Here is a 25,534-nt window from a genome sequence, read left to right on the forward strand (position 1 = left end):
CGGTTACATTTCGAACCCGGAAGCTAAGCCTTTCAGCGCCGATGGTACTGCAGGGGGGACCCTGTGGGAGAGTAGGACACCGCCGAACAAATTTTCAACGCGGGTTCCCGAGCTTCGGCTCGGGGACCCGCGTTTTTTTATGCCCGATCACCTGCTGTTCATATCGTGCGAGCACCATGCCCAGCTATGGGGATCATCGGAAAGCTGGAGTCCGCGGGCTTCGCGGCCGGGGACGAAGTGATCGTGCCGGCGTACGACGACGGTGCGGTGGCGGGGGCCGTGGTGGCGGCCGGTGCCCTGCCGGTGTTCGCCGACATAGACCCGGAGACGTACTGCCTGGGCGTCGGAGGCATCGAGGCCGTCGTGACCTCGCGGACCGTCGGGCTCGTACTCGTCCACCGCTTCGGGCACCCGGCCGACGCCGGGCAGTTCAGGCAACTCGCCGACCGGCTCGGGCTGTTGCTGGTGGAGAAGGACGAAGACGAAGACGGCGGCGGCGACGTCGTGCAACGCCGGGAGCGGGCCGGGTATTTGGACCGGCGGCTCATCGGAGTGCGGACGCCCGTACCGGCCGCCGGGCACGGGTACCAGCGCTATGTCGTAAGGGTGCCCGGGAACGGGCGGCCCGATCGGGACGCGTTCGCGCGGCTGTTGCGGCGGCGCGGGGTCGAGTGCGAGGTGCCCGTGCTTACGCCCGTGCACCGGACGCGGGAGTTCAGGCGGGTCGGCTGTGTGCTGCCGGAGACCGAGCGGGCCGTGGACGAGACGCTCGCGCTGCCCCGTCTGGACGGGCTTTCCGACGCGGGCGTACGGAAGTTGGTCTCGGTCTGCAATGCCCTCGGAGGGCTCCTTCAGCCCGCGTGACGGGGGCGCCGGAAAGCGCGCCGGAGGAACTGGCGAGCGCGGTTCGGACCACCGTCTGATCCGGGGTATGCTTTATCTCGTTGGTGAGGGGGAAACCCCGAAACAACAACCGGCCCCTATAGCTCAGTCGGTAGAGCGTCTCCATGGTAAGGAGAAGGTCTGCGGTTCGATTCCGCATGGGGGCTCAGCAGTAAGACGATGAAAGGCCCCGCCCAATTGGGCGGGGCCTTTCGCGTTCTTACGGCCACCGGTTTCCGGTGGCCCTCGGCCCTGTCGGGGCCCCCGGCCCCGCTTAGTGCCGGGGCTGTTCCGGGATGCGCATCGACAGGATCGCCATGTCGTCGGACGCGGGCTCGGCGGCGAAGCGTTCCACCGCGCGCAGGACGCGGGCCGCAACGGCGCCGGCGGTCAGGCCCGTACACGTGGCGAGGACGTCGGTCAGACCGTCGTCTCCCAGCATCCGGGTACCCTCGCGGCGCTCGGTGATGCCATCGGTCACACACAGCAGGACGTCGCCCGGGTCCAGGGTGATCGTCTGCTCGTACAGCTCCAGGTCCTCCATGACGCCGAGCAGCGGCTGGGGTTCGGCGGCGGGTTCGACCGTGCCGTCCTGGCGCAGGCGCAGCGGGAGCGGATGGCCCGCGCAGACGATCTTCAGCACCGCGCTGCCGTCCTCCTGCGGCCACAACTCGCCGTACAGGAGCGTCAGGAAGCGGCTGCGGGCGCCCTCGTCGAGGATCGCGGCGTTGAGGCGCTCCAGGACCGCCGGGCCGCCGAAACCCTCGCGGGCGAGGAGGCGCAGGGCGTGGCGGGCCAGGCCCGTGACGGCCGCGGCCTCGGGGCCGGTGCCGCAGACGTCGCCGATGGCGAAGCCGTACGCGCCGTCGCGGATCGGGAAGAGGTCGTAGAAGTCGCCGCCGACCTCGTTGCCCTCGCCGGCCGCGCGGTAGATGACCTCGACCTCGACGCCGGGGATCTGCGGGAGGCCGGGCGGCAGGAGGCTGCGCTGGAGGGAGCGGCTGATGGCCGTGCGCTCGGAGTAGAGGCGGGCGTTGTCGAGGGCGAGCGCGGCCCGGCGCGAGAGGTCTTCGGCCAGTTCCAGGATCTCCTGGCGGAAGTGGTCGTCGGAGGGCTTGCCGAGCGTGAGCATGCCGATGACGCGGTTGCGGGCGACCAGGGGCAGGACGACCGTCTCACCGCCGACCGCGGCGGCAGTGGACAGCGTGGTGCTGAGGCCGCTGCCCAGGTGCGGGCTGGTGCCGCGGCCGAGGTCGCGCATGGAGGTGCGCAGCGCGGCCTGGTGGGCCGCTTCACCGGGGGCGGTCCAGACGCGGGCGCCCGGGGTGGGGACCGGCTCCGGCGGGTCGATCTTGGAGAGGAGCGCCTTGAGGCCGTCGATGCGCTCCTCGTCCTCGTGGAGGACGTACGACAGGTACGGATCGGAGGCCTGGTCCGCGATCGTGTAGACGGCGCACCAGGTGGCGAGGGTGGGGACGGTCATCTGTGCCATCAGGGCCAACGTCTGGTCCCGGTCCAGGGTTCCCGCGAGCAGGTCCGAGGCTTCCACGAGGAAGCTCAGCGATCCCCGGCGCAGCCGTTCGAGCTCGCCCAGCCGTGCCGACTCGACGGCGAGCGCGATGCGGTCGGCGGCGAACTGGAGGCGCAGCGCTTCTTCGTTGGAGTAGCGCCCGGCCGACTCGGCGGCGACGCCGAGGGAGCCGGTGAGGCGGCCCTCGACCTTGAGCGGGACGGTGACGACCGAGCGCATGCCGGAGCCGCCGAGGATCGGGACGGCGCCGGGGACGGCCGCGAGGTCCTCGTGGACGGCGGGCATCCTGGCCGAGCCGTAGCGGCCGGTACCCGCTTCGACGGGCACGCGCGCGAAGCGCTGGCGGGCGGACGGGAGGCCGGTGGTGGCCCGGACCTCCAGCTCGGTCTCGTCGTCGGTGGCCAGGAGCAGGAACGCGGCGTCGCCGTCGAGCATGTCGCGGGCGCGCTCCACGGTCCGCTGGAGCAGTCCGTCGAGGTCGTCGGGGGCGGGGGAGCCGATGAAGACCTCGAACGGGTCGACGTTGCGGCTCTCGCCCATGGAGGTGGAGTCGGCGGGGGCCCGCACCGGGGTCTGCAGCACGGCCCGCTCGTCGTCGCGGACCAGCAGGCAGACGGTGGACGGCTCGCCATTGGTGTCGCGTACCCGAAGATGTGACGCGTACACGGGCAGGACGCGGCCGTCTGCGCTGCGGATGCCGTAACTTCCCTCCCAGCGCGAGAGTTGCAGGGCCTCGACGATTCCGGTGGAGGTGCCGGGGGTGTGCGGCCAGGCCGCGAACTCGGTGAGCTGTTTGCCGGTGACCTTCTCGGCGGGGTAGCCGAACAGTTCCTCGGCGTCCTCGTTCCAGGCGCGGACGGCGCCGGTGCGGTCGATCTGGATGACCGCGACGCGGACCCGGCCGTCGGTGACGGGCAGCAGCTCGACGGGCAGGGCCGGTCCGGCCGAGCGGGTGCCCACCGGGCGGGCGGGGAGGTCGAGCTGGAACCAGACGTGCTTCTGGGTGGGTGTGTACTCGACGCCCCAGCGGGAGGCGAGGGCGGCGCACAGCAGCAGGCCGCGGCCGTTCTCACGTTCGGGGCCTGCGACCTCGGCGGGGGAGGCGTGGAGCGGAACTTCCCGTTCGGGGTAATGGTCGGCGACCTCGACCCGGACGCCGTCCTCGGAGCGCAGACAGAGTACGTCGGCGGCGGTGCCCGCGTGGACGACCGCGTTGGTGACGAGCTCACTGGTGAGGACGACGGCGTCGTCGACGACGTCCGCGTACCCCCAGCCCTGGAGGGTGTCGCGGACGAAGGCGCGGGCGGTCGCGACGGACCGCCCGACGGGTTCGAAGCTGGCTTCCGCCCGCGCGGTGATCACAGAACTCCTCGTACGCGTCTCGACGCCCGGTTTCCCCTGCCGGGGTCCGGGAAGGTGCCCCCCGGGAATCAACACTCCCATGTGTGGCCCGCCCCCTCCGGTGTCCCGTGGTCGTCCTTGTGGCGTCCGCTGTCCCCGGGCTCAGAGGAGCAGGGGGCGCTCCCGCCTTCGGACGGACCGGGGCGGTTGGACAGCCGGAAGCCAGGTTACTTACCTTCGCTGTCCTGGCGGATGCCGGTCACCAGTGTTTCCGCCCTGCGAGGGCGGGGACGGTATGCGAAGCTGCCGAACTGTTATGGCCGGGTTCGGTCATGGTGAAACACTGGGAAGGCTTGAAGGAAGCCCGACGAGGGCGGTCGACCCCTGCGGGAGGGACACGGTGGAGTCTGGCGTGGCGGCGCGTGGCAAGAGCACGCGCGCGAAAGGCGGACGGACCCGCGGCAAGGGGACGACCGAGGTGGACACCGCTGCGCTGCAGCGGCTGCTCGCCGCACTGGCGTCGATGCGGGACGGCAATTTCCGCAAGCGGCTGACCGTCTCCGGGGACGGGGTGATGGCCGAGATCGCCGCCGTTTTCAACGAGGTCGCCGACCGCAACCTCCATCTGACCGGGGAGATCGCCCGGGTACGGCGGATGGTGGGGCGCGAGGGGAAGCTGAGCGAGCGGCTGGAGAACGGGGCCTGTGAGGGCTCCTGGGCGGCCGCCATCGACGCCTCCAACGCCCTGGTGGACGATCTGGCCAGGCCGGTCTCCGAGGTCGGCAGGGTGCTGTCGGCGGTCGCCGAGGGTGATCTGGAACAGCGCATGGACCTGCGTTCGCACGGTGTGGACAACGCCGAGCGGCCGTTGCGCGGCGAATTCCTCAAAGTGGGGCGAACCGTCAACAACCTGGTCGATCAGCTGTCGGCGTTCACCGACGAAGTGACGAGGGTCGCACTGGAGGTCGGCACCGAGGGCAAGCTCGGCGGCCAGGCACAGGTGCGCGGAATGTCCGGTTCGTGGAAGGACCTCACGGATTCGGTGAACACGATGGCGTACCGGCTGACCGCCCAGGTACGTGACATCGCTCTCGTGACGACGGCGGTCGCCAAGGGCGATCTGTCGCGCAAGGTGACCGTGCACGTCGCCGGCGAGATGCTCCAGCTGAAGAACACCGTGAACACGATGGTCGACCAGCTCTCCTCGTTCTCCTCCGAGGTGACCAGGGTCGCGCGCGAGGTGGGCACCGAGGGCGAGCTCGGCGGCCAGGCGCAGGTGCCGGGCGTCGCGGGAGTGTGGAAGGACCTGACCGACTCCGTCAACCTGATGGCGGGCAACCTCACCGCCCAGGTGCGCGGGATCGCCCAGGTGACGACGGCGGTCGCCAACGGCGACCTGTCGCAGAAGGTGACCGTCAACGCGCGCGGGGAGGTCGCCCAGCTCGCCGAGACGATCAACCAGATGACCGAGACACTGCGTACGTTCGCCGACGAGGTGACCCGGGTCGCCAACGAGGTCGGCGCCGAGGGCCTGCTGGGCGGTCAGGCGCAGGTGCCGGGCGCGGCGGGCACCTGGAAGGACCTGACCGACTCGGTCAACACGGTCTTCCGCAATCTGACGACGCAGGTGCGCGACATCGCCCAGGTGACCACGGCGGTCGCCAACGGCGACATGACCCAGAAGGTCACGGTCGACGTCGCGGGCGAGATGCTGGAGCTGAAGAACACCGTCAACACGATGGTGGACCAGCTCCAGTCGTTCGGTTCCGAAGTGACCCGGGTGGCCCGTGAGGTCGGCGTCGAGGGGCGTCTGGGCGGCCAGGCCGAGGTGCCGGGCGCGGCCGGCACCTGGAAGGACCTGACGGACTCCGTCAACAACGCGTTCCGCAACCTCACCGGTCAGGTGCGCAACATCGCCCAGGTGACGACGGCGGTCGCCAACGGCGACCTGTCGCAGAAGGTCACGGTGGACGTCTCCGGCGAGATGCTGGAGCTGAAGAACACCGTCAACACGATGGTCGACCAGCTGGCGTCGTTCTCCGCCCAGTTGACGCGGATGGCGCAGGACGTGGGCACGGAGGGCCGGCTCGGCGGCCAGGCCCGGGTGGACGGCGTCCTGGGCACCTGGAAGGAACTCACCGACTCCGTCAACTTCATGGCGGGCAACCTCACCTCCCAGGTGCGCCAGATCGCCCAGGTGACCACGGCGGTGGCGCGCGGTGACCTGTCGCAGAAGATCGACGTGGACGCCCGCGGCGAGATCCTGGAACTGAAGAACACCATCAACAACATGGTCGACCAGCTGTCCGGCTTCGCCGAGCAGGTGACCAGGGTCGCGCGCGAGGTGGGCACCGACGGCCGCCTCGGCGGCCAGGCGCAGGTGCCGGGCGTGGCCGGTGTGTGGCGCGATCTGACCGACTCGGTGAACGGCATGGCCGGCAACCTCACCGCCCAGGTCCGCAACATCGCCCAGGTCGCCACGGCGGTGGCGCGCGGTGACCTGTCGCAGAAGATCGACGTGGACGCCCGCGGCGAGATCCTGGAACTGAAGAACGTCCTGAACACGATGGTCGACCAGCTCTCGAACTTCGCGGAGCAGGTGACCCGGGTGGCCCGCGAGGTGGGCACCGAGGGCATCCTGGGCGGCCAGGCCGAGGTGCAGGGCGTCTCGGGCACCTGGAAGGACCTCACCCAGTCCGTCAACTTCATGGCGAACAACCTGACGTTCCAGGTGCGAAACATCGCCGAGGTGACGACGGCGGTCGCCAAGGGCGACCTCTCGAAGAAGATCACCGTCGACGCCAAGGGCGAGATCCTGGAGCTGGTGACGACCGTCAACACGATGGTCGACCAGCTCTCCAACTTCGCGGACGAGGTGACGAGGGTCGCGCGCGAGGTGGGCACCGAGGGCATCCTCGGCGGCCAGGCCCGGGTGCGCGGGGTCACCGGCATCTGGAAGGACCTCAGCGACAACGTCAACCTGATGGCCGCGAACCTCACCTACCAGGTGCGCAACATCGCCCGGGTGTCGACGGCGGTCGCCAACGGCGACCTCACCAAGAAGGTGACGGTCGAGGCGCGCGGCGAGGTCGCGGAACTCGCCGACACCGTCAACACGATGGTGACGACCCTGTCCTCCTTCGCCGACCAGGTCACGAGGGTCGCGCGCGAGGTGGGCACCGACGGCATCCTCGGCGGCCAGGCCCGCGTCCCCGGTGTCTCCGGCACGTGGAAGGACCTCACCGAATCGGTGAACTCCATGGCCGACAACCTCACCGGCCAGGTGCGCCAGATCGCCACCGTCACCACCGCCATCGCCAAGGGCGATCTCACCAAGAAGATCGACATCGATGCGCGCGGTGAGATCCAGGAGCTGAAGAACACCATCAACACGATGGTCGACCAGCTGTCGTCGTTCGCCGTGGAGGTCACCCGGGTCGCCCGCGAGGTGGGCACCGAGGGCCAGCTCGGCGGCCACGCGCGCGTACGCGACGTCGACGGCACCTGGCGCGACCTCACCGAGTCCGTGAACGAGATGGCCGGGAACCTGACCCGGCAGGTGCGCGCCATCGCGGCTGTCGCCACCGCGGTGACCCGCGGCGACCTCAACCTCAAGATCGACGTGGACGCGGCGGGCGAGATCCAGGCCCTCCAGGACAACATCAACACGATGATCGCCAACCTGCGCGACACCACGGTCGCCAACAAGGAGCAGGACTGGCTCAAGGGCAACCTCGCCCGCATCTCCGGCCTGATGCAGGGCCGCCGCGATCTGGACGACGTCGCCTCCCTGATCATGACCGAGCTGACGCCCGTGGTCTCGGCCCAGCACGGCGCGTTCTTCCTCGCCCTGCCGGCCGCCGGCTCCCCCGAGGTCGGCGGGGACGAGGACAGCCCGTACGAGCTGAAGATGCGCGGGAGTTACGGGTACTCGTCGGGCTCGATGCCCACCTCGTTCCGGCCCGGCGAGACGCTGATCGGCACGGCGGCGGAGGAGAAGCGCACGATCCTGGTGGAGAACGTGCCGCCGGGCTATCTGAAGATCTCCTCCGGCCTCGGGGAGGCGCCGCCCGCCCATGTGATCGTGCTGCCGGTGCTCTTCGAGGGCAAGGTCCTCGGCGTGATCGAGCTGGCGTCGTTCCAGCCGTTCACCCACATCCAGAAGGACTTCCTCAACCAGATCGCGGAGATGATCGCGACCAGCGTCAACACGATCAGCGTCAACTCCAAGACGGAGGTGCTGCTCAAGCAGTCGCAGGAGCTGACCGAGCAGCTGCGCGAGCGGTCGGCGGAGCTGGAGAACCGGCAGAAGGCCCTGCAGGAGTCCAACGCGGAGCTGGAGGAGAAGGCCGAGCTGCTCGCCCAGCAGAACCGTGACATCGAGGTGAAGAACACCGAGATCGAGGAGGCCCGGCAGGTCCTGGAGGAGCGCGCCGAACAGCTCGCGGTCTCGATGCGCTACAAGTCCGAGTTCCTGGCGAACATGTCGCACGAGCTGCGCACGCCCCTCAACTCGCTGCTGATCCTGGCCAAGTTGCTCGCCGACAACGCGGAGGGCAACCTCTCGCCGAAGCAGGTCGAGTTCGCGGAAACGATCCATGGTGCGGGTTCGGATCTGCTCCAGCTCATCAACGACATCCTCGACCTGTCCAAGGTCGAGGCGGGCAAGATGGACGTCAGTCCGACCCGGATCGCCCTGGTGCAGCTCGTCGACTACGTGGAGGCGACGTTCAGGCCGCTCACCGCGGAGAAGGGGCTCGACTTCTCCGTACGGGTCTCGCCGGAGCTTCCGGCGACGCTGCACACCGATGAGCAGCGGCTGCTGCAGGTGCTGCGCAACCTGCTGTCGAACGCGGTGAAGTTCACCGACAGCGGCGCCGTCGAGCTGGTGATCAGGCCCGCCCACGCCGACGTTCCGCACGCGATCCGCGAACAGCTCCTGGAGGCGGGCTCGCTGCGCGACGCGGACGCCGATCTGATCGCGTTCTCGGTCACCGACACCGGCATCGGCATCGCGGCCAGCAAGATGCGGGTGATCTTCGAGGCGTTCAAGCAGGCCGACGGCACGACCAGCCGCAAGTACGGCGGCACCGGCCTCGGCCTCTCCATCAGCCGCGAGATCGCCCGGCTGCTCGGCGGCGAGATCCACGCGGCGAGCGAGCCCGGCCGCGGCTCCACCTTCACGCTCTATCTCCCGCTGCACCCCAGCGAGTTGCCGCCGCAGGGCTACCCGCAGCTGCCGCCCGGTGGCGAGGCGTCCGCCGAGGGCGCCCCGGCGGACGGCGCACGGCAGGACCTCGTCCCGCACGAGAGCGCGGCGCCCACGCCGGGCGAGAGCCAGATGGGGGCGGCCGGGCTGTTCCGGCGCCGCCGCAAGGCGCTGGGCACGGAGCCCCCGGCGACGCTGCCCGGCCAGCCGGGAGGGGCGCAGGACTCCTGGGCCGCCCAGGAGCCGGAGCGCGCGCCGACGCGCACCTTCCACTTCGGTGGCGAGAAGGTGCTGATCGTCGACGACGACGTACGCAACGTCTTCGCGCTCACCAGCGTCCTGGAGCAGCACGGCCTGTCGGTGCTGTACGCCGAGAACGGCCGCGAGGGGATCGAGGTCCTGGAACAGCACGAGGACACGGCCGTCGTGCTGATGGACATCATGATGCCCGAGATGGACGGGTACGCCACGACTTCGGCGATTCGTCGTATGCCACAGTTCGCGGGGCTGCCCATCATCGCGCTCACCGCGAAGGCGATGAAGGGCGACCGGGAGAAGGCCATCGAGTCCGGCGCGTCCGACTACGTCACCAAGCCGGTCGACCCCGACCATCTGCTCTCGGTGATGGAGCAGTGGATGCGCGGGAAGTGATCGGTGGCCGCACGGTTCACCGCGAGTTGCTGACTGACTGTGGCCGAAGGCGTGTGAGACGGCGATATTCGGGGAACCTTCTGGTCTCCCACTACGTTTCTGCTACGTGCACAGTGACATCGCGGTGACAGGGTGTGGCGACAGGCGGGGTGCGGCTACGATGACCGGCACAAGGACGGGCGGCGCAAGGGAGTCGTCCCCTGGGGCGGCGCCCGGTGCACTGCCGGGGCGAGGAGGACGGGCCATGGTGCAGAAGGCCAAGATCCTCCTGGTCGATGACCGGCCGGAGAATCTGCTGGCGCTGGAGGCCATCCTCTCTGCGCTCGATCAGACACTGGTGCGGGCATCGTCAGGGGAGGAAGCGCTCAAAGCACTGCTGACGGACGATTTCGCAGTCATCCTGCTGGACGTCCAGATGCCGGGCATGGACGGTTTCGAGACCGCCGCGCACATCAAGCGGCGGGAGCGGACCCGGGACATCCCGATCATCTTCCTCACCGCCATCAACCACGGCCCGCACCACACGTTCCGGGGGTACGCGGCGGGAGCCGTCGACTACATCTCGAAGCCCTTCGACCCCTGGGTGCTGCGCGCCAAGGTGTCGGTGTTCGTCGAGCTCTATATGAAGAACTGTCAGCTGCGCGAGCAGGCCGCGCTGTTGCGGCTCCAGCTGGAGGGCGGCGGCCAGACGGCCGGCGACCCCAAGGAGCCGGCGGGCCTCCTCGCCGAACTGTCCGCGCGGCTCGCGGCGGTCGAGGAGCAGGCCGAGGCGCTCTCCAAGCAGCTCGACGACGAGTCGGCGGACGCGGCGGCGGTGGCCACCGCCGCCCACCTGGAGCGCAAACTGACCGGTCTGCGGCGGGCTCTTGACGCCCTGGAGCCGGGCACCGGCAGTGGCACGGCAGCCCTGCCCTCGCAGAACTGAGCGCACTGAGCGGCGCGGAACCGAGCGGTCCGGAGGGGCCTGACGCTGATGACGCGTCAGGCCCTTTTGTGCGTACGTGAGTATCGTCTTTCGGTACGACACGAACGGGTGAAGCACCGGCCGTCGTGTCGACCGCCGCCCGCACCGGTAACCTCAGCACCATGGCCTCACGTACGTCCGGCAAGGGTTCCCAGGGCACGGCGGGCACCGCGAAGCGCACCGGCCGTACCGCGGCACCCGCGAAGAGGGCTGCCGCGCCCGCCAAGAAGGCGCCCGCGAAGAGGGCTGCCGCGCCCGCGAAGAAAGCCCCCGCCAAAAAGGCACCGGTCAAGAAGGCGGCGGCCGCCAAGCCCGCGCCCAAGCCGGCGCCTTCGCCCACCGGGGGCGTGTACCGGCTCGCGCGCGCCGTCTGGCTGGGCGCGGCCCATGGGGTCGGGGCGATGTTTCGCGGCATAGGGCGGGGCGCCAAGGGCCTGGACCCGGCCCACCGCAAGGACGGGCTCGCCCTGCTGCTGCTCGGTGTCGCGTTGATCGTCGCCGCGGGTACCTGGTCGAATCTGCGCGGCCCGGTCGGTGATCTCGTCGAGATGCTGGTGACCGGCGCGTTCGGACGGCTCGACCTGCTGCTGCCGCTGCTGCTCGGCGCGATCGCGGTCCGGCTGATCCTCTACCCGGAGAGGCCCGAGGCCAACGGCCGGATCGTGATCGGCCTCTCCGCGCTGGTGCTCGGCGTGCTCGGCCAGGTCCACATCGCCTGTGGCTCACCGGGCCGGGACGACGGCACCAGCGCGATGCAGGACGCGGGCGGCCTCATCGGCTGGGCCGCGTCCAAGCCGCTCGAATTCCTGATGGGCGACGTCCTGGCGGTGCCGATGCTGGTGCTGCTGACCGTCTTCGGGCTGCTCGTCGTCACCGCGACACCCGTCAACGCCATCCCGCAGCGGCTGCGGGCCCTGGGCGCCCGGCTCGGCATCGTCGAGCCCCTGCCGGGGGAGTACGGCGAGGACGAGCTGTACGAAGACGACTGGCGCGACGAGGAACCCGCACCGCGCGCCCGGCGTACGCCCGGGCGCCGCGTCGCCCCGTCGGACGAGTACGGCCAGGACGAGGCCGAGCAGGCGGCGCTCTCGCAGCGACGCAAGCCCCGGCGCGCCTCGGTGCAACCGGCGTTCGACCTGCCGATGGACCCGGTCGACGTGGCCGCCGCCGCGGCCGCCGCGCTCGACGGCGCCGTACTGAACGGCCTGCCGCCGTCCCCGATCGTCGCCGACCTCACCCAGGGCGTCTCCGTCGAGCGGGAGCGCGGCAGCACCACACCGGTGCCCACGGCCCGCGGCGAGGCCGCCGCCAAGGCCGGGGCGCAGCCCGCCGCCAAGGCCGACGTCACCAAGCCGGCGCCCAGGGCGACCCCGGGCGCGCCCGCCGTCGTACCGGATCTGACCAAGGCGGCCCCGGCCCACTCCGAGATGCCCTCGCGCGCCGAGCAGCTCCAGCTCGCGGGCGACATCACCTACGCGCTGCCCTCGCTGGACCTGCTGGAGCGGGGCGGCCCGGGCAAGACGCGCAGCGCCGCCAACGACGCCATAGTGGCCTCGCTGCAGAACGTCTTCACGGAGTTCAAGGTCGACGCGGCCGTCACCGGCTTCACCCGGGGCCCGACGGTCACCCGGTACGAGGTGGAGCTCGGCCCGGCCGTGAAGGTCGAGCGGATCACCGCGCTGACCAAGAACATCGCGTACGCGGTGGCCAGCCCGGACGTACGGATCATCTCGCCGATCCCCGGCAAGTCGGCGGTCGGCATCGAGATCCCGAACACCGACCGCGAGATGGTCAACCTCGGCGACGTGCTGCGCCTGGCGGACGCGGCCGAGGACGACCATCCGATGCTCGTCGCGCTCGGCAAGGACGTCGAGGGCGGCTATGTGATGGCCAACCTGGCGAAGATGCCGCACGTCCTGGTGGCCGGCGCGACCGGCTCCGGCAAGTCGTCCTGCATCAACTGTCTGATCACCTCGGTCATGGTGCGGGCGACGCCGGAGGACGTACGGATGGTGCTCGTCGACCCCAAGCGGGTCGAACTCACCGCGTACGAGGGCATTCCGCACCTGATCACGCCGATCATCACCAACCCCAAGCGGGCCGCCGAGGCTCTTCAGTGGGTCGTGCGCGAGATGGACCTCCGCTACGACGACCTGGCGGCGTTCGGTTTCCGCCATATCGACGACTTCAACGAGGCGATCCGCAACGGCAAGGTCAAGCTGCCCGAGGGCAGCGAGCGGGAGCTGACCCCGTACCCGTATCTGCTGGTGATCGTCGACGAGCTCGCGGACCTGATGATGGTGGCGCCGCGTGACGTCGAGGACGCGATCGTGCGCATCACCCAGCTGGCCCGCGCCGCCGGCATCCATCTGGTCCTCGCCACCCAGCGGCCGTCCGTGGACGTCGTGACCGGCCTGATCAAGGCGAACGTGCCGTCGAGGCTCGCCTTCGCGACCTCCTCGCTGGCCGACAGCCGCGTCATCCTCGATCAGCCCGGCGCCGAAAAGCTCATCGGAAAGGGTGACGGACTGTTCCTGCCGATGGGCGCGAACAAGCCGACCCGCCTCCAGGGCGCGTTCGTCACCGAGGACGAGATCGCGGGGATCGTCCAGCACTGCAAGGACCAGATGGCCCCGGTCTTCCGCGAGGACGTCACCGTCGGCCAGAAGCAGAAGAAGGAGATCGACGAGGAGATCGGCGACGACCTCGATCTGCTCTGCCAGGCCGCTGAGCTGGTCGTCTCCACCCAGTTCGGGTCGACCTCCATGCTTCAGCGCAAGCTGCGGGTTGGCTTCGCCAAGGCGGGCCGACTGATGGACCTGATGGAGTCGCGCGGGATCGTGGGCCCCAGCGAGGGCTCCAAGGCGCGTGACGTCCTGGTCAAGCCGGATGAACTCGACGGTGTGCTGGCGGTGATCCGCGGGGAGGCTCCCTGATGGCCCGGGGCGGGCCCCAGGGGTCGGTCCCGCGGCCGAATGGAGCACAGAAACAGGGGCGTGGGGCAACCGTTTTCCCCGGCTGTACGTCCAGTTGAGGGAAGAACAGGAACGTGTCCCCCTCCTGACCCGTTAGGAGGAAGGGAGGAGGCCATTCCTATGGCGTACAAACTCCACCCTCCCGGTTGCCCCACCCTTTCGTCCCCCCCCTAGACTGAACACCCAGCAGGTGGCTCACGCTCGAAAGGCGCCCCCGTGTCCATCGGCAACTCCCCCGAAGACGACCGGCCTTCCCTCGGCGACGACGACCGGCCCTCCTTTGCTGACGACGATCGGCCGACGATCGGCCACGCCCTCAAGCAGGCCCGTATCGCGGCAGGACTGACCGTCGACGAGGTCAGTTCGATCACGCGGGTGCGCATCCCGATCGTGCAGGGCCTGGAGGAGGACGACTTCTCCCGGTGCGGCGGCGATGTGTACGCGCGCGGACACATCCGCACGGTCGCACGTGCCGTGCGCCTGGATCCGGAGCCCCTGGTCGGGCAGTACGACGCCGAGCACGGCGGCCGCCCCGCGCCCACGCCCGCGGCGCCCATGTTCGAGGCCGAACGGATCAGGCCCGAGCGCCGCCGCCCGAACTGGACCGCGGCCATGGTCGCCGCGATCGTGGTGGTCGTCGGCTTCGTCGGCTTCACGATGTTCAGCGGCAGCGGCGACTCCAAGGGCAAGAGCGCCCAGGTCGCCGAGGGCCCGACCCAGACGCAGCAGCAGAGCCCCATCCCCAAGCCGGTCCCGAGCCTGCCCGCCGCGCCCAAGCCCCCCGCCCCCTCCGACAGCGCCATCGCCGCGGCCCCGCAGGACAAGGTCACCGTCAAGCTCAGCGCCATCTCCGACAAGAGCTGGATCTCCGCCAAGGCGCACAACGGCCAGGTGCTCTACGACGGCCTCCTGGAGAAGGGCGAGTCGAAGACCTTCGTGGACGGCGAGAAGATCGATCTGATCCTCGGCAACGCCGGGGCGATCGAGCTCTACGTCAACGGCAAGAAGGTCGAGGACCAGTTCGGTGACGGCCAGGTCGAGCGGCTGACCTACACCAAGGGCGACCCGGTCGTCGGCTGACCGGGGCCGCCGCGTCCCGGCCGCGTACGGCCGCCGATTCCTTGATCAACCCTCGCGGCGGGACCGCGGGCCGGGACAAAGTAGTCTTGAGTCCATGCCCGAACGCCGTACCGTCGCCCTTGTCACTCTCGGCTGCGCCCGTAACGAGGTGGACTCGGAGGAGCTTGCAGGCCGCTTGGCAGCGGACGGCTGGGAGCTCGTCGAGGACGCCTCGGACGCCGATGTCGCCGTCGTCAACACCTGTGGGTTCGTCGAAGCCGCCAAGAAGGACTCCGTCGACGCGCTCCTCGAAGCCAACGATCTCAAGGACCACGGCCGCACCCAGGCCGTGGTCGCCGTCGGATGCATGGCCGAGCGGTACGGCAAGGAACTCGCCGACGCGCTCCCCGAGGCCGACGGCGTGCTCGGCTTCGACGACTACTCCGACATCTCCAACCGGCTCCAGACCATCCTCAGCGGTGGCAGCGTGGAGGCGCACACCCCGCGCGACCGGCGCAAGCTGCTGCCGCTGAGCCCCGTCGAGCGCCAGAGCGCCGACGTGGCGCTGCCCGGCCACGCGCAGGAGGCACCGGAGAGCGCCCCCGAGGACCTGCCCGAGGGTGTCGCGCCCGCCTCCGGCCCGCGCGCCCCGCTGCGCCGCCGCCTGGACACCAGCCCGGTCGCCTCGGTGAAGCTGGCCTCCGGCTGCGACCGCCGCTGCTCGTTCTGCGCCATCCCGTCCTTCCGCGGCTCCTTCATCTCGCGCCGCCCCTCGGACGTCCTCGGCGAGACGCGCTGGCTGGCCGAGCAGGGCGTCAAGGAGGTCATGCTGGTCTCCGAGAACAACACCTCGTACGGCAAGGACCTCGGCGACATCCGGCTCCTGGAGACGCTGCTGCCGGAGCTCGCGGCCGTCGACGGCATCGAGCGCGTACGCGTCAGCTACCTCCAGCCCGCCGAGATGCGGCCGGGCCTGATCGACGTGCTGACCTCGACCGACAAGGTCGTCCCGTACTTCGACCTGTCCTTCCAGCACTCCGCTCCCGGCGTGCTGCGGGCCATGCGGCGCTTCGGCGACACCGAGCGGTTCCTTGAGCTCCTGGAGACGATCCGCGCCAAGGCGCCGCTGGCCGGTGTGCGCTCCAACTTCATCGTCGGCTTCCCCGGTGAGACCGAGGCCGACTTCCAGGAGCTGGAACGCTTCCTCACCGGCGCCCGGCTCGACGCCATCGGCGTCTTCGGCTACTCCGACGAGGAGGGCACCGAGGCCGTCACGTACGAGAACAAGCTGGACGCCGAGGTGATCGCCGAGCGGCTCGACCACCTGTCGCGGCTCGCCGAGGAGCTGACCGCCCAGCGCGCCGAGGAGCGTGTCGGCGACACCGTCCGGGTGCTGGTCGAGTCGGTCGACAGCGAGGACGGCGTGATCGGCCGCGCCGAGCACCAGGCGCCCGAGACCGATGGTCAAGTGCGGTTCACGGAGGGCACCGGACTGACGCCGGGCCGTATCGTCGAGGCGAAGGTCGTCGCCGCCGAGGGCGTCGACCTGGTGGTGACGAGTCTCGACGTCCTTGAGGAGGCGGCCAGATGACCGGAGTCCCGGCATCCGCGGCGGGTGGTACCGGCCGGACGCCGGCGCCCGGCGGCAAGCTGGGCGCGGCGGCCGTCAACCAGGCCAGCCTCTGGAACATCGCCAACATCCTCACCATGATCCGGCTCGTCCTCGTGCCGGGTTTCGTGGCGCTGATGCTGCAGGACGGCGGGTACGACCCGGTCTGGCGCGCCTGGGCGTGGGCGGCGTTCGCCGTCGCCATGATCACGGACATCTTCGACGGCCATCTGGCCCGGACGTACAACCTGGTCACGGACTTCGGGAAGATCGCGGACCCGATCGCGGACAAGGCGATCATGGGCGCCGCGCTGGTCTGCCTCTCCTCGCTCGGCGATCTGCCGTGGTGGGTGACCGGGGCGATCCTCTTCCGGGAACTCGGGATCACGCTCATGCGTTTCTGGGTCATCAGGCACGGGGTGATTCCCGCCAGCCGGGGCGGGAAGCTGAAGACCCTGGCGCAGGGCACGGCAACGGGGATGTACGTGCTGGCGCTCACGGGTCCGCTGGCGACCCTGCGCTTCTGGGTGATGGCGGTCGCCTTGGTGCTGACGATCGTCACCGGGCTCGACTATGTGCGACAGGCGGTCGTACTTAGGCGCCAGGGGCTCGCCGCGCAGCGCGCGGCGAGCGACGCCGAGGCCGCCGTGGAGGGACCGGGCCGGTGAGCGAGGCGGCCCGGATCGTGCGGGTGCTCACGGAGCGTGAGCAGACGCTTGCGGTGGCGGAGTCACTCACGGGCGGTCTGGTGGCCGCCGAGGTGACGTCCGTGGCGGGCGCCTCACGCGTCTTCCGCGGCTCCGTCACGGCGTACGCGACCGAGCTGAAGCGGGATGTGCTGGGCGTCGACGCGACCCTTCTGGGGGAGCGAGGAGCGGTGGATCCCGAGGTCGCGCGGCAGATGGCGGCGGGTGTGCGGAAGGTTCTGGGCGCCGACTGGGGCATCGCCACCACCGGCGTCGCCGGGCCCGCAGCTCAGGACGGCCGGCCGGTCGGGACCGTCTACGTGGCGGTCGAAGGGCCGGACGGGAACGGGAAAACCGCCGCTTTGAGGTTGAACGGCGACAGGGCGGAAATCCGTAGAGAGAGTGTACGGAGCGTGCTCGAACTGCTCTCCGGTGAACTCGGCGGAGATGCGCGGGCACAGGATACGGAACAGAACGGGGGGAATTGATGTTTGCAGCCCTGAGTGAACACGACATCGCTCCCCGCACGGCCGCAGCGCGAGGCGGTACGGTGGGGCGTGAAGGATGCGGCTACGCGGTCCGAGGAGGGAGCCACCGATGATTCTGCTCCGTCGCCTGCTGGGTGACGTGCTGCGTCGGCAGCGCCAGCGCCAGGGCCGTACTCTGCGCGAAGTCTCCTCGTCCGCCCGAGTCTCACTCGGCTATCTCTCCGAGGTGGAGCGGGGGCAGAAGGAGGCATCCTCCGAGCTGCTCTCCGCGATCTGCGACGCGCTTGACGTACGGATGTCCGAGCTCATGCGGGAAGTGAGCGACGAGCTGGCACTTGCCGAGCTCGCTGCCTCGGCGGCGGCGAGCGATCCGGTGCCTGCACCGGTACGTCCGATGCTCAATTCGATCTCCGTGACGTCGGTGACCGGTGTCCCGACCGAACGGGTGACGATCAAGGCGCCCGCGGAAGCGGTGGACGTCGTCGCGGCCTGACGCTGTCGGGCTCTGTCTGCGAGTGGCCCCGGCCGGTCTGTTGACCGGTCGGGGCTTCTCTTTTCCCCGGAATGCCCTATTTGAGGCTTCCGTGTAAAGGTGGGGGAGGAGAAGCGGGGAGAGCCGGCGCATACGAAACGGAGTGCACGCATGTCTGTCGTGAAGAGCTCGCTGTCCGAGGCCGATCTGAAGGTGGTGGGCGACGCGTTGCAGGGCGCCCTCGTCGACCTCGTGGACCTGTCGCTGGTCGCCAAGCAGGTGCACTGGAACGTGGTCGGGCCGCGCTTCAGGTCCGTCCACCTCCAGCTCGACGAGGTGGTCGACACGGCCAGGCTCCACTCCGACATGGTGGCCGAGCGGGCCGCGGCGCTCGGGGTCGCCCCGGACGGCCGGGCGGCGACCGTGTCGTCGTCGAGCGCGATCGGCACGGTGCCCACCGGCTGGATCAAGGACGGTGACGCGGTACGGATCCTGGTTGACGCGCTGGGTGCGGTGATCACCAGGATGCGCGAGCGGGTCGGGTCCACCGGTGACCCGGACCCGGTCAGCCAGGACGTGCTCATCGGGCTGACGGCGGACCTGGAGAAGCATGCGTGGATGTTCCAGGCGGAGACGGCCTGAGGGTCTGTGGCCTGAAGTCTGCGGCCTTGAAGTCGGCGGCCTTGGGGTCTGCGGGCTGAGGGCGCTTGAGGGGTACGTGGGGCGTGCGGGACGGTGTACGCGCTGGGACTGCATCCGGTGCGCCCTCCCGGTGAGCGAGGAGGGCGGTCTAGCGTCGGCCCGAGGAGGCGGCCATGGCAGTGGCGGTGCGTTGGGTGCCGGCGCTCGTGGTGGGGGCGCTGTGGTGGTGGGCGGTGCTGCGCCTGCTGACGGCACCCGACGAGGCCGGCGTCCTCGAAGGCGCGGTGGCCGCGGGCGGCTGGGGTCTGAGCCTGCTGCCGGTGCACGTCGCGAGCCCCACGGTCACCACGGCATCGCGACGCCGCCGTTCGGACGCAGGATCTGGCCCGTCGTGAACGACGACGCGTCCGAGGCGAGATAGAGCACGGCGTGCGCGATGTCCTCGGGCTCGCCGACCCGCCCGAGCGGGGAGAGCCGGACCATCGTCGACTCGATCTGCCGCTGGTGCTCGGCCGAGTGCCGCTCGGTCATCGGCGTGCGGACCCAGCCCGGCGCGACGGCGTTGACGCGGATGGAGTGCGGGCCGAGCTCCGTGGCGAGGGTCTTGGTGAGCTGGACGACGGCCGCCTTCGAGGCGCTGTAGCAGAAAAGGCCGGCCCCGGCGGAGTCGACTGCTCCGGAGGCCATGGTGATGATGCTGCCCGCCGTACCGTTCTCGATCATGACGCGGGCCGCCTCCTGGCAGGAGTGCAGTACGCCCTTGAAGTTGACCGCGAGAACGCGGTCGAGGTCGGCGTCGTCGGTGTCGAGGACCGTACTGGAGTGCATGATCCCGGCGACGGCGGCCAGGATGTCGACCCTGCCCGCGGTCCGCACGGCCGCGCGCAGCCGGGTGCGATCGGTCACGTCGAGCACCTGGGTGTAGGCGGTGCCCCCGGCCTTGGCGATCAGCTCGCGGGTTCCCTGGAGGCCCTGGTCGTCGAGGTCCGCGCAGTGCACGACCGCGCCCGCCTCCGCGAGAAGTACGGCACTGGCCCGCCCGATACCGCCGGCGGCGCCGGTCACGAAGGCGGTGCGATCGGTGAGGTCGTACGCCGAGAGGGGCATGCGGGGACGGTACGGCGGGATCTGACGGGGCGTCAACTGTCGTGCCGTCGTGGCCACCTGCCGCCTTGCCGCGTCAACCGGCCGGCCGGGTCAACTGCCGTTCTGTCCGGGGCGGCTGTCCGCCGGAGGGCTGGGCTGGCACCGGGGGCACCAGTAGGTGGGGCGCTCGCTGCCGGCCGGATCGCGCAGGGTGGTGGCGCGCAGCGCCGTACCGCAGCGCGGGCAGGGCTGCCCGCTGCGCCCGTACACATACACCTTCCGGGACGTGCGCTCCCGATTCGCCTCCAGGAGCTTCTTGGCGGCGACGACGACCCGCGCGGGGTCGGTGAGGTCGCCCACCGGCAGCCACGGCACGGCCCGGACGGCGAAGCAGATCTCCGACTTGTAGATGTTGCCCACGCCCGCCAGATTGCGCTGGTCGAGCAGCGCCTCGCCGAGCGGCCGGGCCGGGTCCTGGAGCAGGTTGCGCAGGGCCAGCTCGGGGTCCCAGCCGGGCCCGAGCAGATCGGGGCCCAGATGGCCGACGACGCGGTGCTCGTCGCGGGTGCGGAGCAGTTCGAGCACGGCCAGCCGGTACCCGACGGCCGTCCGCTCCGCCGTGCCCAGGATCGCCCGGATCTGGTCGCTCCGGCCGCCCCGCCAGCGCTCCCCGGGCGAGAACACCCGCCAGGACCCTTCCATCCGCAGATGCGAGTGGAGGGTGAGACCGCCCTCGATCCGGGTGAGCAGATGTTTCCCGCGCGGGGTGACGTCCAGCACGGTCCGCCCGGTCAGGTCTACGGTCGCGAGCCGGGGCACGCGCAGATCGGACCGGATCAGCTCGCATCCGGCGAGCGCGTCATCGAGCCGCCGAGCGGCCTGCCAGACGGTGTCTCCTTCGGGCATGGGGCCATTGTGCCGGGGTGGGGGCGTGGGTGGCGTACGGAGCGGTTCAGGCGCGGCCCTTGTCGGTGTCGGTGTCGGTGGCGGTGGCGGTGGCGGTGGCGGTGGGGGTCGGGGTGGTGGGGCGGGGTTGGGGTTTGGGGCCAGTCCCTCGGCGGGCGGCAAGGGCAGGGGTGAGCCCCGGCGGCGTGCGGGAGGAGAGCCTCGACCGGGTGCGGGGCCCGGGGCGGATCCCGAGGCGGTGCAGGGGCGCAGCCCCGCTCGGGGGCTCCGGGGGGCGGGCCCCCGGGAAACCCGCCTGCCCCGTCCGTCACCGGCCGCCCGCAGGGCTTTCGGGAAGGGGCGGGTGGGGAACATCAAGGCCGCAGCCGCAACCCCCTCGGTGTCGGGACGAAGCCCGCCGCCTCCAGCGCCCGGGCGAGCGGCGACGTGAGCGCGGACTCTGCGTTGACCCGCTCCACGGTCACCGTCCCCAGCCGTCCCGCACGCGCCGCCCCCGCCAGCGCCTCCACCGCCGCCAGCAGCGCCGGATCGTCGGGCTCTGCGGGCCAGACCAGCAGGGACTTGCCGCCGCGCTCCATGTAGAGCGCGAGCTCACCGTCGACCAGGACCACCATCGACCCGGCCTTGCGGCCAGGCTTGTGCCCGGCCCCCGTCGGCGGCTCGGGCCAGGGAAGCGCCGCCCCGTAGGCGTTGGCGGGGTCGGCGGCCGCCAGCACCACGCCACGGGGCGCGGGCCGCGCCTCCGCACGGTCGCGCGCGGTGGCCGCCGCCCGCAGCCGGTCCACCGCCCCGTCCATCGCGAACTGGGCCGCGCCCAGTCCCTCGACGACATAGCCCCGCCGCGCCTGGCCGCTGTCCTCGAACGCCGCCAGGATCCGGTACGTCGCCGAGAAGCCGCCCTCGACCCCCTCGGCCGCGACCGCGCCCCGGGTGACCACGCCGTGGCGGTCCAGGAGCGTCCGGGCCAGGGCGTGCGCCCGGTGCGTGGGGTCCGGCTCGCGGGCGGGCAGCAGTGACCAGCGCCCCGACACCGTCGGCGGTCCGGTGCGCGACGCGGGCCGCGCCGCCGCCGTCAGCGTCCCGTAACGCCCGCGCGGAACGGTCCGCCTGGCCCGGTGCGCCGTGGACCCGGCGGTCCGGCCCGACCCGAGCAGCGCCCGCAGCGGAGCGAGCGTGTCGTTGGTGAGCCGCCCCGACCACGCCAGGTCCCATACGGCGTCGGCCAGTTCGGGGTCGCTCGCCTCCGGGTGCGTGGTGGAGCGGACCTGGTCGGCGATCTGGCGGAAGAACAGCCCGTATCCCGGGGCGAGCGCCGTCAGCACCGACTCGTGCAGCGCGGTGAGCTCCAGGGGGTGCGGCGGTGGCAGCAGCAGCGGCGCCGCGTCCGCGAGGAACAGGGACACCCAGCCGTCCTTGCCCGGCAGTGCGCCCGCCCCCGCCCACAGGACCTCGCCGGTGGTGGTGAGCTCGTCGAGCAGCCCCGGCCCGTAGTCAAAGACCCGGGACGGCAGGATCAGCTTCTCCAGGGCGGACGCGGGCACTGCGGCGCCCTGCAGCTGCTCGACGGCCCGGGCCAGCCCGTCGATGCCGCGCAGGCTGTTGCTCCCCAGGTGCTGCCACTGCGGCAGGAAGGTGGCGAGCGCCGCGGGCGGCACCGGTTCGAGCTCGTGGCGCAGCGCGGCCAGGGAGCGGCGGCGCAGCCTGCGCAGCACCGTCGCGTCGCACCACTCCTGCCCGAGCCCCGCCGGATGGAACTCGCCCTGCACCACCCGCCCGCTCGCCGCCAGCCGTTGCAGCGCGCCGTCGGTGACGGCCGTGCCGAGGCCGAACCGGGCGGCCGCCGTGGCCGAGGTGAACGGCCCGTGCGTGCGCGCGTACCGCGACAGGAGGTCGCCGAGCGGCTCCTTGACCGGCTCCATGAACGCCTCGGGCACGCCCACCGGCAGCGCCGTGCCCAGCGCGTCGCGCAGCCGCCCCGCGTCCTCGATCGCCGCCCAGTGCCCGGCGCCGCCGATCCGTACCCGGATGGCGCGGCGGGCGGCCGCGAGCTCCTGCGGCCACCCCGCATCGGCGCCGCGCGCGACCAGCTCGTCGTCGGTCAGCGGCCCCAGGACCCGCAGCAGGTCGGCGACGCCCTCCACGTCCTTGATCCGGCGGTCCTCGGTGAGCCACTGGAGCTCCTGCTCCAGCTCGGTCAGGACGTCCGCGTCCAGGAGCTCGCGCAACTCGGCCTGGCCGAGCAGCTCGGCCAGGAGGCGGGAGTCGAGCGAGAGGGCGGCGGCCCGCCGCTCGGCCAGCGGCGAGTCGCCCTCGTAGAGGAACTGGGCGACATAGCCGAAGAGCAGCGAGCGCGCGAAGGGGGACGGCTCGGGCGTGGTCACCTCGACCAGCCGGACCCGGCGCGCCTCCAGGTCACCCATCAGCTCGGTCAGCCCCGGCACGTCGAAGACGTCCTGGAGGCACTCGCGGACGGCCTCCAGGACGATCGGGAACGAGCCGAACTCGCTCGCCACCTGGAGCAGTTGGGCCGCCCGCTGGCGCTGCTGCCACAGCGGGGTGCGCTTGCCGGGGCTGCGCCGGGGCAGCAGCAACGCGCGCGCGGCGCACTCCCGGAAGCGGGCGGCGAACAGTGCGGAGCCGCCCACCTGGTCGGTGACGATCTGCTCGATCTCGCCCTTGTCGAAGACGGCGTCCGCCGCGCCGACCGGGGCCTGCTCGCTGTCGGCCGCCGTGTTCAGGGGGGAGTCCAGGTGCCCCGGGTCCTGGTCGATGAGGTCGAGGCCCATCAGGTCGGCGTCGGGCAGCCGCAGCACGATGCCGTCGTCCGCGTGCATCACCTGGGCGTCCATCCCGTACCGCTCGGCCAGGCGGGCGCCGAGCGCCAGCGCCCAGGGCGCGTGCACCTGGGCCCCGAAGGGGGAGTGGATGACGACCCGCCAGTCGCCCAGCTCGTCGCGGAACCGCTCGACGAGGATGGTGCGGTCGTCGGGCACGTGGCCGCACGCGCGGCGCTGCTCGTCGAGGTAGGCCAGGAGGTTGTCGGCCGCCCAGTCGTCCAGGCCCGCGCTCAGCAGCCGCAGCCGCGCGTCCTCGGGGCTGAGCGAGCCGACCTCGCGCAGGAACGCGCCCAGTGCGCGCCCCAGTTCGAGCGGGCGGCCCAGCTGGTCGCCCTTCCAGAAGGGCAGCCTTCCCGGCACGCCGGGGGCGGGGGAGACCAGCACGCGGTCGCGGGTGATGTCCTCGATACGCCAGGACGTGGTGCCCAGCGTGAACACATCGCCGACGCGCGACTCGTAGACCATCTCCTCGTCGAGCTCGCCGACCCGGCCGCCGCCCTTCTTGGGGTCGGAGCCCGCAAGGAAGACCCCGAAGAGGCCGCGGTCCGGGATGGTGCCGCCGGACGTCACCGCGAGGCGCTGCGCGCCGGGGCGGCCCGTCACCGTACCGGCCACGCGGTCCCACACCACGCGCGGGCGCAGTTCCGCGAAGGCGTCGGACGGATAGCGGCCCGCCAGCATGTCCAGGACGGCCGTGAACGCCGACTCCGGCAGCGCCGCGAACGGCGCCGCCCGGCGGACCAGCGCCAGCAGATCGTCCGCCTGCCAGCTGTCCAGGGCCGTCATGGCGACCAGTTGCTGCGCCAGCACGTCCAGTGGATTGGACGGGATCCGCAGCGACTCGATGGCTCCCGAGCGCATCCGCTCGGTGACCACCGCCGACTGGACCAGATCGCCCCGGTACTTCGGGAAGACCACCCCTGTGGAGACCGCGCCCACCTGGTGACCCGCGCGGCCCACCCGCTGGAGGCCCGAGGCGACCGAGGGCGGCGACTCGACCTGCACGACCAGGTCCACCGCGCCCATGTCGATGCCCAGTTCAAGACTGGAGGTGGCGACGACGGCGGGCAGCCGGCCCGCCTTCAGGTCCTCCTCGACCAGGGCGCGCTGCTCCTTGGAGACCGAGCCGTGATGGGCGCGCGCGAGGACGGGCGGCGCGCCCTTGGCCGCCCCCGACTGGGCCATGACCTCGGCCGGGGAGTGGGCCTCCGCCAGGGGCACGGCGGCCTCGCCCGCCTCCAGCGCGGCCGCCGTGGCACGCTCGTACGCGATCTCGTTGAGCCGGTTGCACAATCGCTCGGCGAGACGGCGGGAGTTGGCGAAGACGATCGTCGAGCGGTGCGCCTGGACCAGGTCGACGATGCGCTCCTCGACATGCGGCCAGATCGACGGCTTCTCCGCGCCCTCCGAGGCGTCGGCCGCCGGTGAGCCGCCCAGCTCTCCCAGATCCTCCACCGGAACGACCACCGACAGGTCGAACTCCTTGGTGGAGCGCGGCTGGACGATCTCCACCTTGCGCTGCGGCGACAGGAAGCGCGCCACCTCGTCCACCGGACGCACCGTCGCCGAAAGACCGATCCGGCGGGCCGGTCTGGCCAGCAGCTCGTCCAACCGCTCCAGGGACAGGGCGAGATGGGCTCCGCGCTTGGTGCCCGCCACCGCGTGCACCTCGTCCAGGATCACCGTCTCCACGCCCGACAGCGCCTCGCGCGCGGACGACGTGAGCATCAGGAACAACGACTCGGGCGTGGTGATCAGAATGTCCGGCGGCCGGGTCGACATGGCGCGGCGCTCGGCGGGCGGAGTGTCGCCGGAACGGATCCCGACCCGCACCTCTGGCTCCGCCAGCCCCAGGCGCACCGACTCCTGGCGGATACCGGTGAGCGGGGAGCGCAGATTGCGCTCGACGTCGACCGCCAGTGCCTTCAGCGGCGACACGTACAGCACCCGGCAGCGCTTCTTCGCCTCGGCGGGCGGCGGGGCGGCGGCCAGCGCGTCCAGAGCGGCCAGGAACGCGGCGAGGGTCTTGCCCGAGCCCGTCGGCGCGACCACCAGGACGTCCGAACCCTCGGAGATCGCCCGCCAGGCGCCCTCCTGCGCGGCGGTGGGCGCGGTGAAGGCCCCCGTGAACCAGCCCCTGGTCGCGGGAGAGAAGGAGTCCAGTGCTGTCCTTGCCATGGTCCCCATCGTGCACCC

The 25,534-nt window shown here is 71.3% G+C and carries 15 protein-coding genes, 1 tRNA gene and 1 rRNA gene; 13 read left to right on the forward strand and 4 right to left on the reverse strand.

The features are described 5' to 3' along the window. The 3 genes from rrf to ACFWA7_RS21570 all read left to right on the forward strand — a co-directional run. A 5S ribosomal RNA gene (gene rrf / locus ACFWA7_RS21560) occupies nucleotides 1–88 on the forward strand; the annotation flags it as partial. 98 nt (nucleotides 89–186) lie between these two features. Next, nucleotides 187–864, forward strand: a complete 678-nt coding sequence (locus ACFWA7_RS21565) for a DegT/DnrJ/EryC1/StrS family aminotransferase (protein ID WP_385824606.1) — start codon at nucleotides 187–189, stop codon at nucleotides 862–864. A gap of 112 nt (nucleotides 865–976) precedes the next feature. Then, nucleotides 977–1,049 (forward strand) — tRNA-Thr (locus tag ACFWA7_RS21570). 107 nt (nucleotides 1,050–1,156) lie between these two features. Here ACFWA7_RS21570 and ACFWA7_RS21575 read toward each other — a convergent pair. Then, entirely contained in the window at nucleotides 1,157–3,856 is a 2,700-nt protein-coding gene (locus ACFWA7_RS21575; RefSeq protein ID WP_385540068.1) for a SpoIIE family protein phosphatase, read from the reverse strand. Nucleotides 3,857–4,154: 298 nt separating this feature from the next. Between ACFWA7_RS21575 and ACFWA7_RS21580 the strand changes: the two genes are divergently transcribed. The 10 genes from ACFWA7_RS21580 to ACFWA7_RS21625 all read left to right on the forward strand — a co-directional run bounded on the left by ACFWA7_RS21580 (nucleotide 4,155) and on the right by ACFWA7_RS21625 (nucleotide 18,904). Next, a complete protein-coding gene (locus ACFWA7_RS21580) occupies nucleotides 4,155–9,614 on the forward strand; it encodes a HAMP domain-containing protein (protein WP_385824608.1) in 5,460 nt (1,819 codons plus the stop codon). A gap of 244 nt (nucleotides 9,615–9,858) precedes the next feature. Next, the gene (locus ACFWA7_RS21585; RefSeq protein ID WP_067165024.1) at nucleotides 9,859–10,539 is read left to right on the forward strand and encodes a two-component system response regulator; all 681 of its coding nucleotides are present in this window, start codon (nucleotides 9,859–9,861) and stop codon (nucleotides 10,537–10,539) included. A gap of 161 nt (nucleotides 10,540–10,700) precedes the next feature. Then, nucleotides 10,701–13,514: a DNA translocase FtsK gene (locus ACFWA7_RS21590; RefSeq protein ID WP_385824610.1), complete on the forward strand. Its 2,814-nt coding sequence runs from the start codon at nucleotides 10,701–10,703 to the stop codon at nucleotides 13,512–13,514. Between the two features lie 255 nt (nucleotides 13,515–13,769). Next, a complete protein-coding gene (locus tag ACFWA7_RS21595) occupies nucleotides 13,770–14,633 on the forward strand; it encodes a helix-turn-helix domain-containing protein (protein WP_385824612.1) in 864 nt (287 codons plus the stop codon). Nucleotides 14,634–14,727: 94 nt separating this feature from the next. After that, nucleotides 14,728–16,203, forward strand: coding sequence for a 30S ribosomal protein S12 methylthiotransferase RimO (gene rimO / locus ACFWA7_RS21600; protein WP_385540061.1), 1,476 nt, complete (start codon nucleotides 14,728–14,730; stop codon nucleotides 16,201–16,203). Then, nucleotides 16,200–16,889 carry a CDP-diacylglycerol--glycerol-3-phosphate 3-phosphatidyltransferase gene (gene pgsA, locus ACFWA7_RS21605; protein WP_385540059.1) on the forward strand — a complete coding sequence of 230 codons (690 nt, stop codon included), beginning with the start codon at nucleotides 16,200–16,202 and terminating at the stop codon, nucleotides 16,887–16,889. Before rimO ends, pgsA begins: the two co-directional genes overlap by 4 nt. Then, on the forward strand, nucleotides 16,886–17,395 hold the full coding sequence (locus ACFWA7_RS21610) for a CinA family protein (RefSeq protein ID WP_385824614.1): 510 nt from the start codon (nucleotides 16,886–16,888) through the stop codon (nucleotides 17,393–17,395). The genes pgsA and ACFWA7_RS21610 overlap by 4 nt, the downstream gene beginning before the upstream one ends. A gap of 109 nt (nucleotides 17,396–17,504) precedes the next feature. Continuing rightward, entirely contained in the window at nucleotides 17,505–17,888 is a 384-nt protein-coding gene (locus tag ACFWA7_RS21615; RefSeq protein ID WP_067165033.1) for a helix-turn-helix domain-containing protein, read from the forward strand. A gap of 150 nt (nucleotides 17,889–18,038) precedes the next feature. Beyond that, complete coding sequence (locus ACFWA7_RS21620) at nucleotides 18,039–18,509, forward strand: Dps family protein (RefSeq protein ID WP_385824616.1); 471 nt, start codon at nucleotides 18,039–18,041, stop codon at nucleotides 18,507–18,509. Nucleotides 18,510–18,688: 179 nt separating this feature from the next. Beyond that, nucleotides 18,689–18,904 carry a hypothetical protein gene (locus ACFWA7_RS21625; RefSeq protein WP_385540081.1) on the forward strand — a complete coding sequence of 72 codons (216 nt, stop codon included), beginning with the start codon at nucleotides 18,689–18,691 and terminating at the stop codon, nucleotides 18,902–18,904. Here the strand turns inward: ACFWA7_RS21625 and ACFWA7_RS21630 are convergent. The 3 genes from ACFWA7_RS21630 to ACFWA7_RS21640 all read right to left on the reverse strand — a co-directional run bounded on the left by ACFWA7_RS21630 (nucleotide 18,852) and on the right by ACFWA7_RS21640 (nucleotide 25,516). Beyond that, complete coding sequence (locus ACFWA7_RS21630) at nucleotides 18,852–19,616, reverse strand: SDR family NAD(P)-dependent oxidoreductase (protein WP_385824618.1); 765 nt, start codon at nucleotides 19,614–19,616, stop codon at nucleotides 18,852–18,854. The genes ACFWA7_RS21625 and ACFWA7_RS21630 overlap by 53 nt on opposite strands. 90 nt (nucleotides 19,617–19,706) lie before the next feature. After that, complete coding sequence (locus tag ACFWA7_RS21635) at nucleotides 19,707–20,501, reverse strand: Fpg/Nei family DNA glycosylase (protein ID WP_385540051.1); 795 nt, start codon at nucleotides 20,499–20,501, stop codon at nucleotides 19,707–19,709. Between the two features lie 353 nt (nucleotides 20,502–20,854). Further along, complete coding sequence (locus ACFWA7_RS21640; RefSeq protein ID WP_385824620.1) at nucleotides 20,855–25,516, reverse strand: ATP-dependent helicase; 4,662 nt, start codon at nucleotides 25,514–25,516, stop codon at nucleotides 20,855–20,857. Nucleotides 25,517–25,534 lie beyond the last annotated feature (18 nt).

The organism is Streptomyces sp. NPDC059994, from assembly GCF_042737755.1.
Lineage (GTDB): Bacteria > Actinomycetota > Actinomycetes > Streptomycetales > Streptomycetaceae > Streptomyces.

Bases quoted from the DNA above. Each gene is read 5' to 3' on its own strand.
- rimO (WP_385540061.1), top strand. From the start codon at position 14,728: ATGCCCGAACGCCGTACCGTCGCCCTTGTCACTCTCGGCTGCGCCCGT.
- ACFWA7_RS21590 (WP_385824610.1), top strand. From the start codon at position 10,701: ATGGCCTCACGTACGTCCGGCAAGGGTTCCCAGGGCACGGCGGGCACC.
- ACFWA7_RS21640 (WP_385824620.1), bottom strand. From the start codon at position 25,516: ATGGCAAGGACAGCACTGGACTCCTTCTCTCCCGCGACCAGGGGCTGG.
- pgsA (WP_385540059.1), top strand. From the start codon at position 16,200: ATGACCGGAGTCCCGGCATCCGCGGCGGGTGGTACCGGCCGGACGCCG.
- ACFWA7_RS21565 (WP_385824606.1), top strand. From the start codon at position 187: ATGGGGATCATCGGAAAGCTGGAGTCCGCGGGCTTCGCGGCCGGGGAC.
- ACFWA7_RS21615 (WP_067165033.1), top strand. From the start codon at position 17,505: ATGATTCTGCTCCGTCGCCTGCTGGGTGACGTGCTGCGTCGGCAGCGC.
- ACFWA7_RS21585 (WP_067165024.1), top strand. From the start codon at position 9,859: ATGGTGCAGAAGGCCAAGATCCTCCTGGTCGATGACCGGCCGGAGAAT.
- ACFWA7_RS21630 (WP_385824618.1), bottom strand. From the start codon at position 19,616: ATGCCCCTCTCGGCGTACGACCTCACCGATCGCACCGCCTTCGTGACC.
- ACFWA7_RS21620 (WP_385824616.1), top strand. From the start codon at position 18,039: ATGTCTGTCGTGAAGAGCTCGCTGTCCGAGGCCGATCTGAAGGTGGTG.
- ACFWA7_RS21575 (WP_385540068.1), bottom strand. From the start codon at position 3,856: ATGGGAGTGTTGATTCCCGGGGGGCACCTTCCCGGACCCCGGCAGGGG.
- ACFWA7_RS21635 (WP_385540051.1), bottom strand. From the start codon at position 20,501: ATGCCCGAAGGAGACACCGTCTGGCAGGCCGCTCGGCGGCTCGATGAC.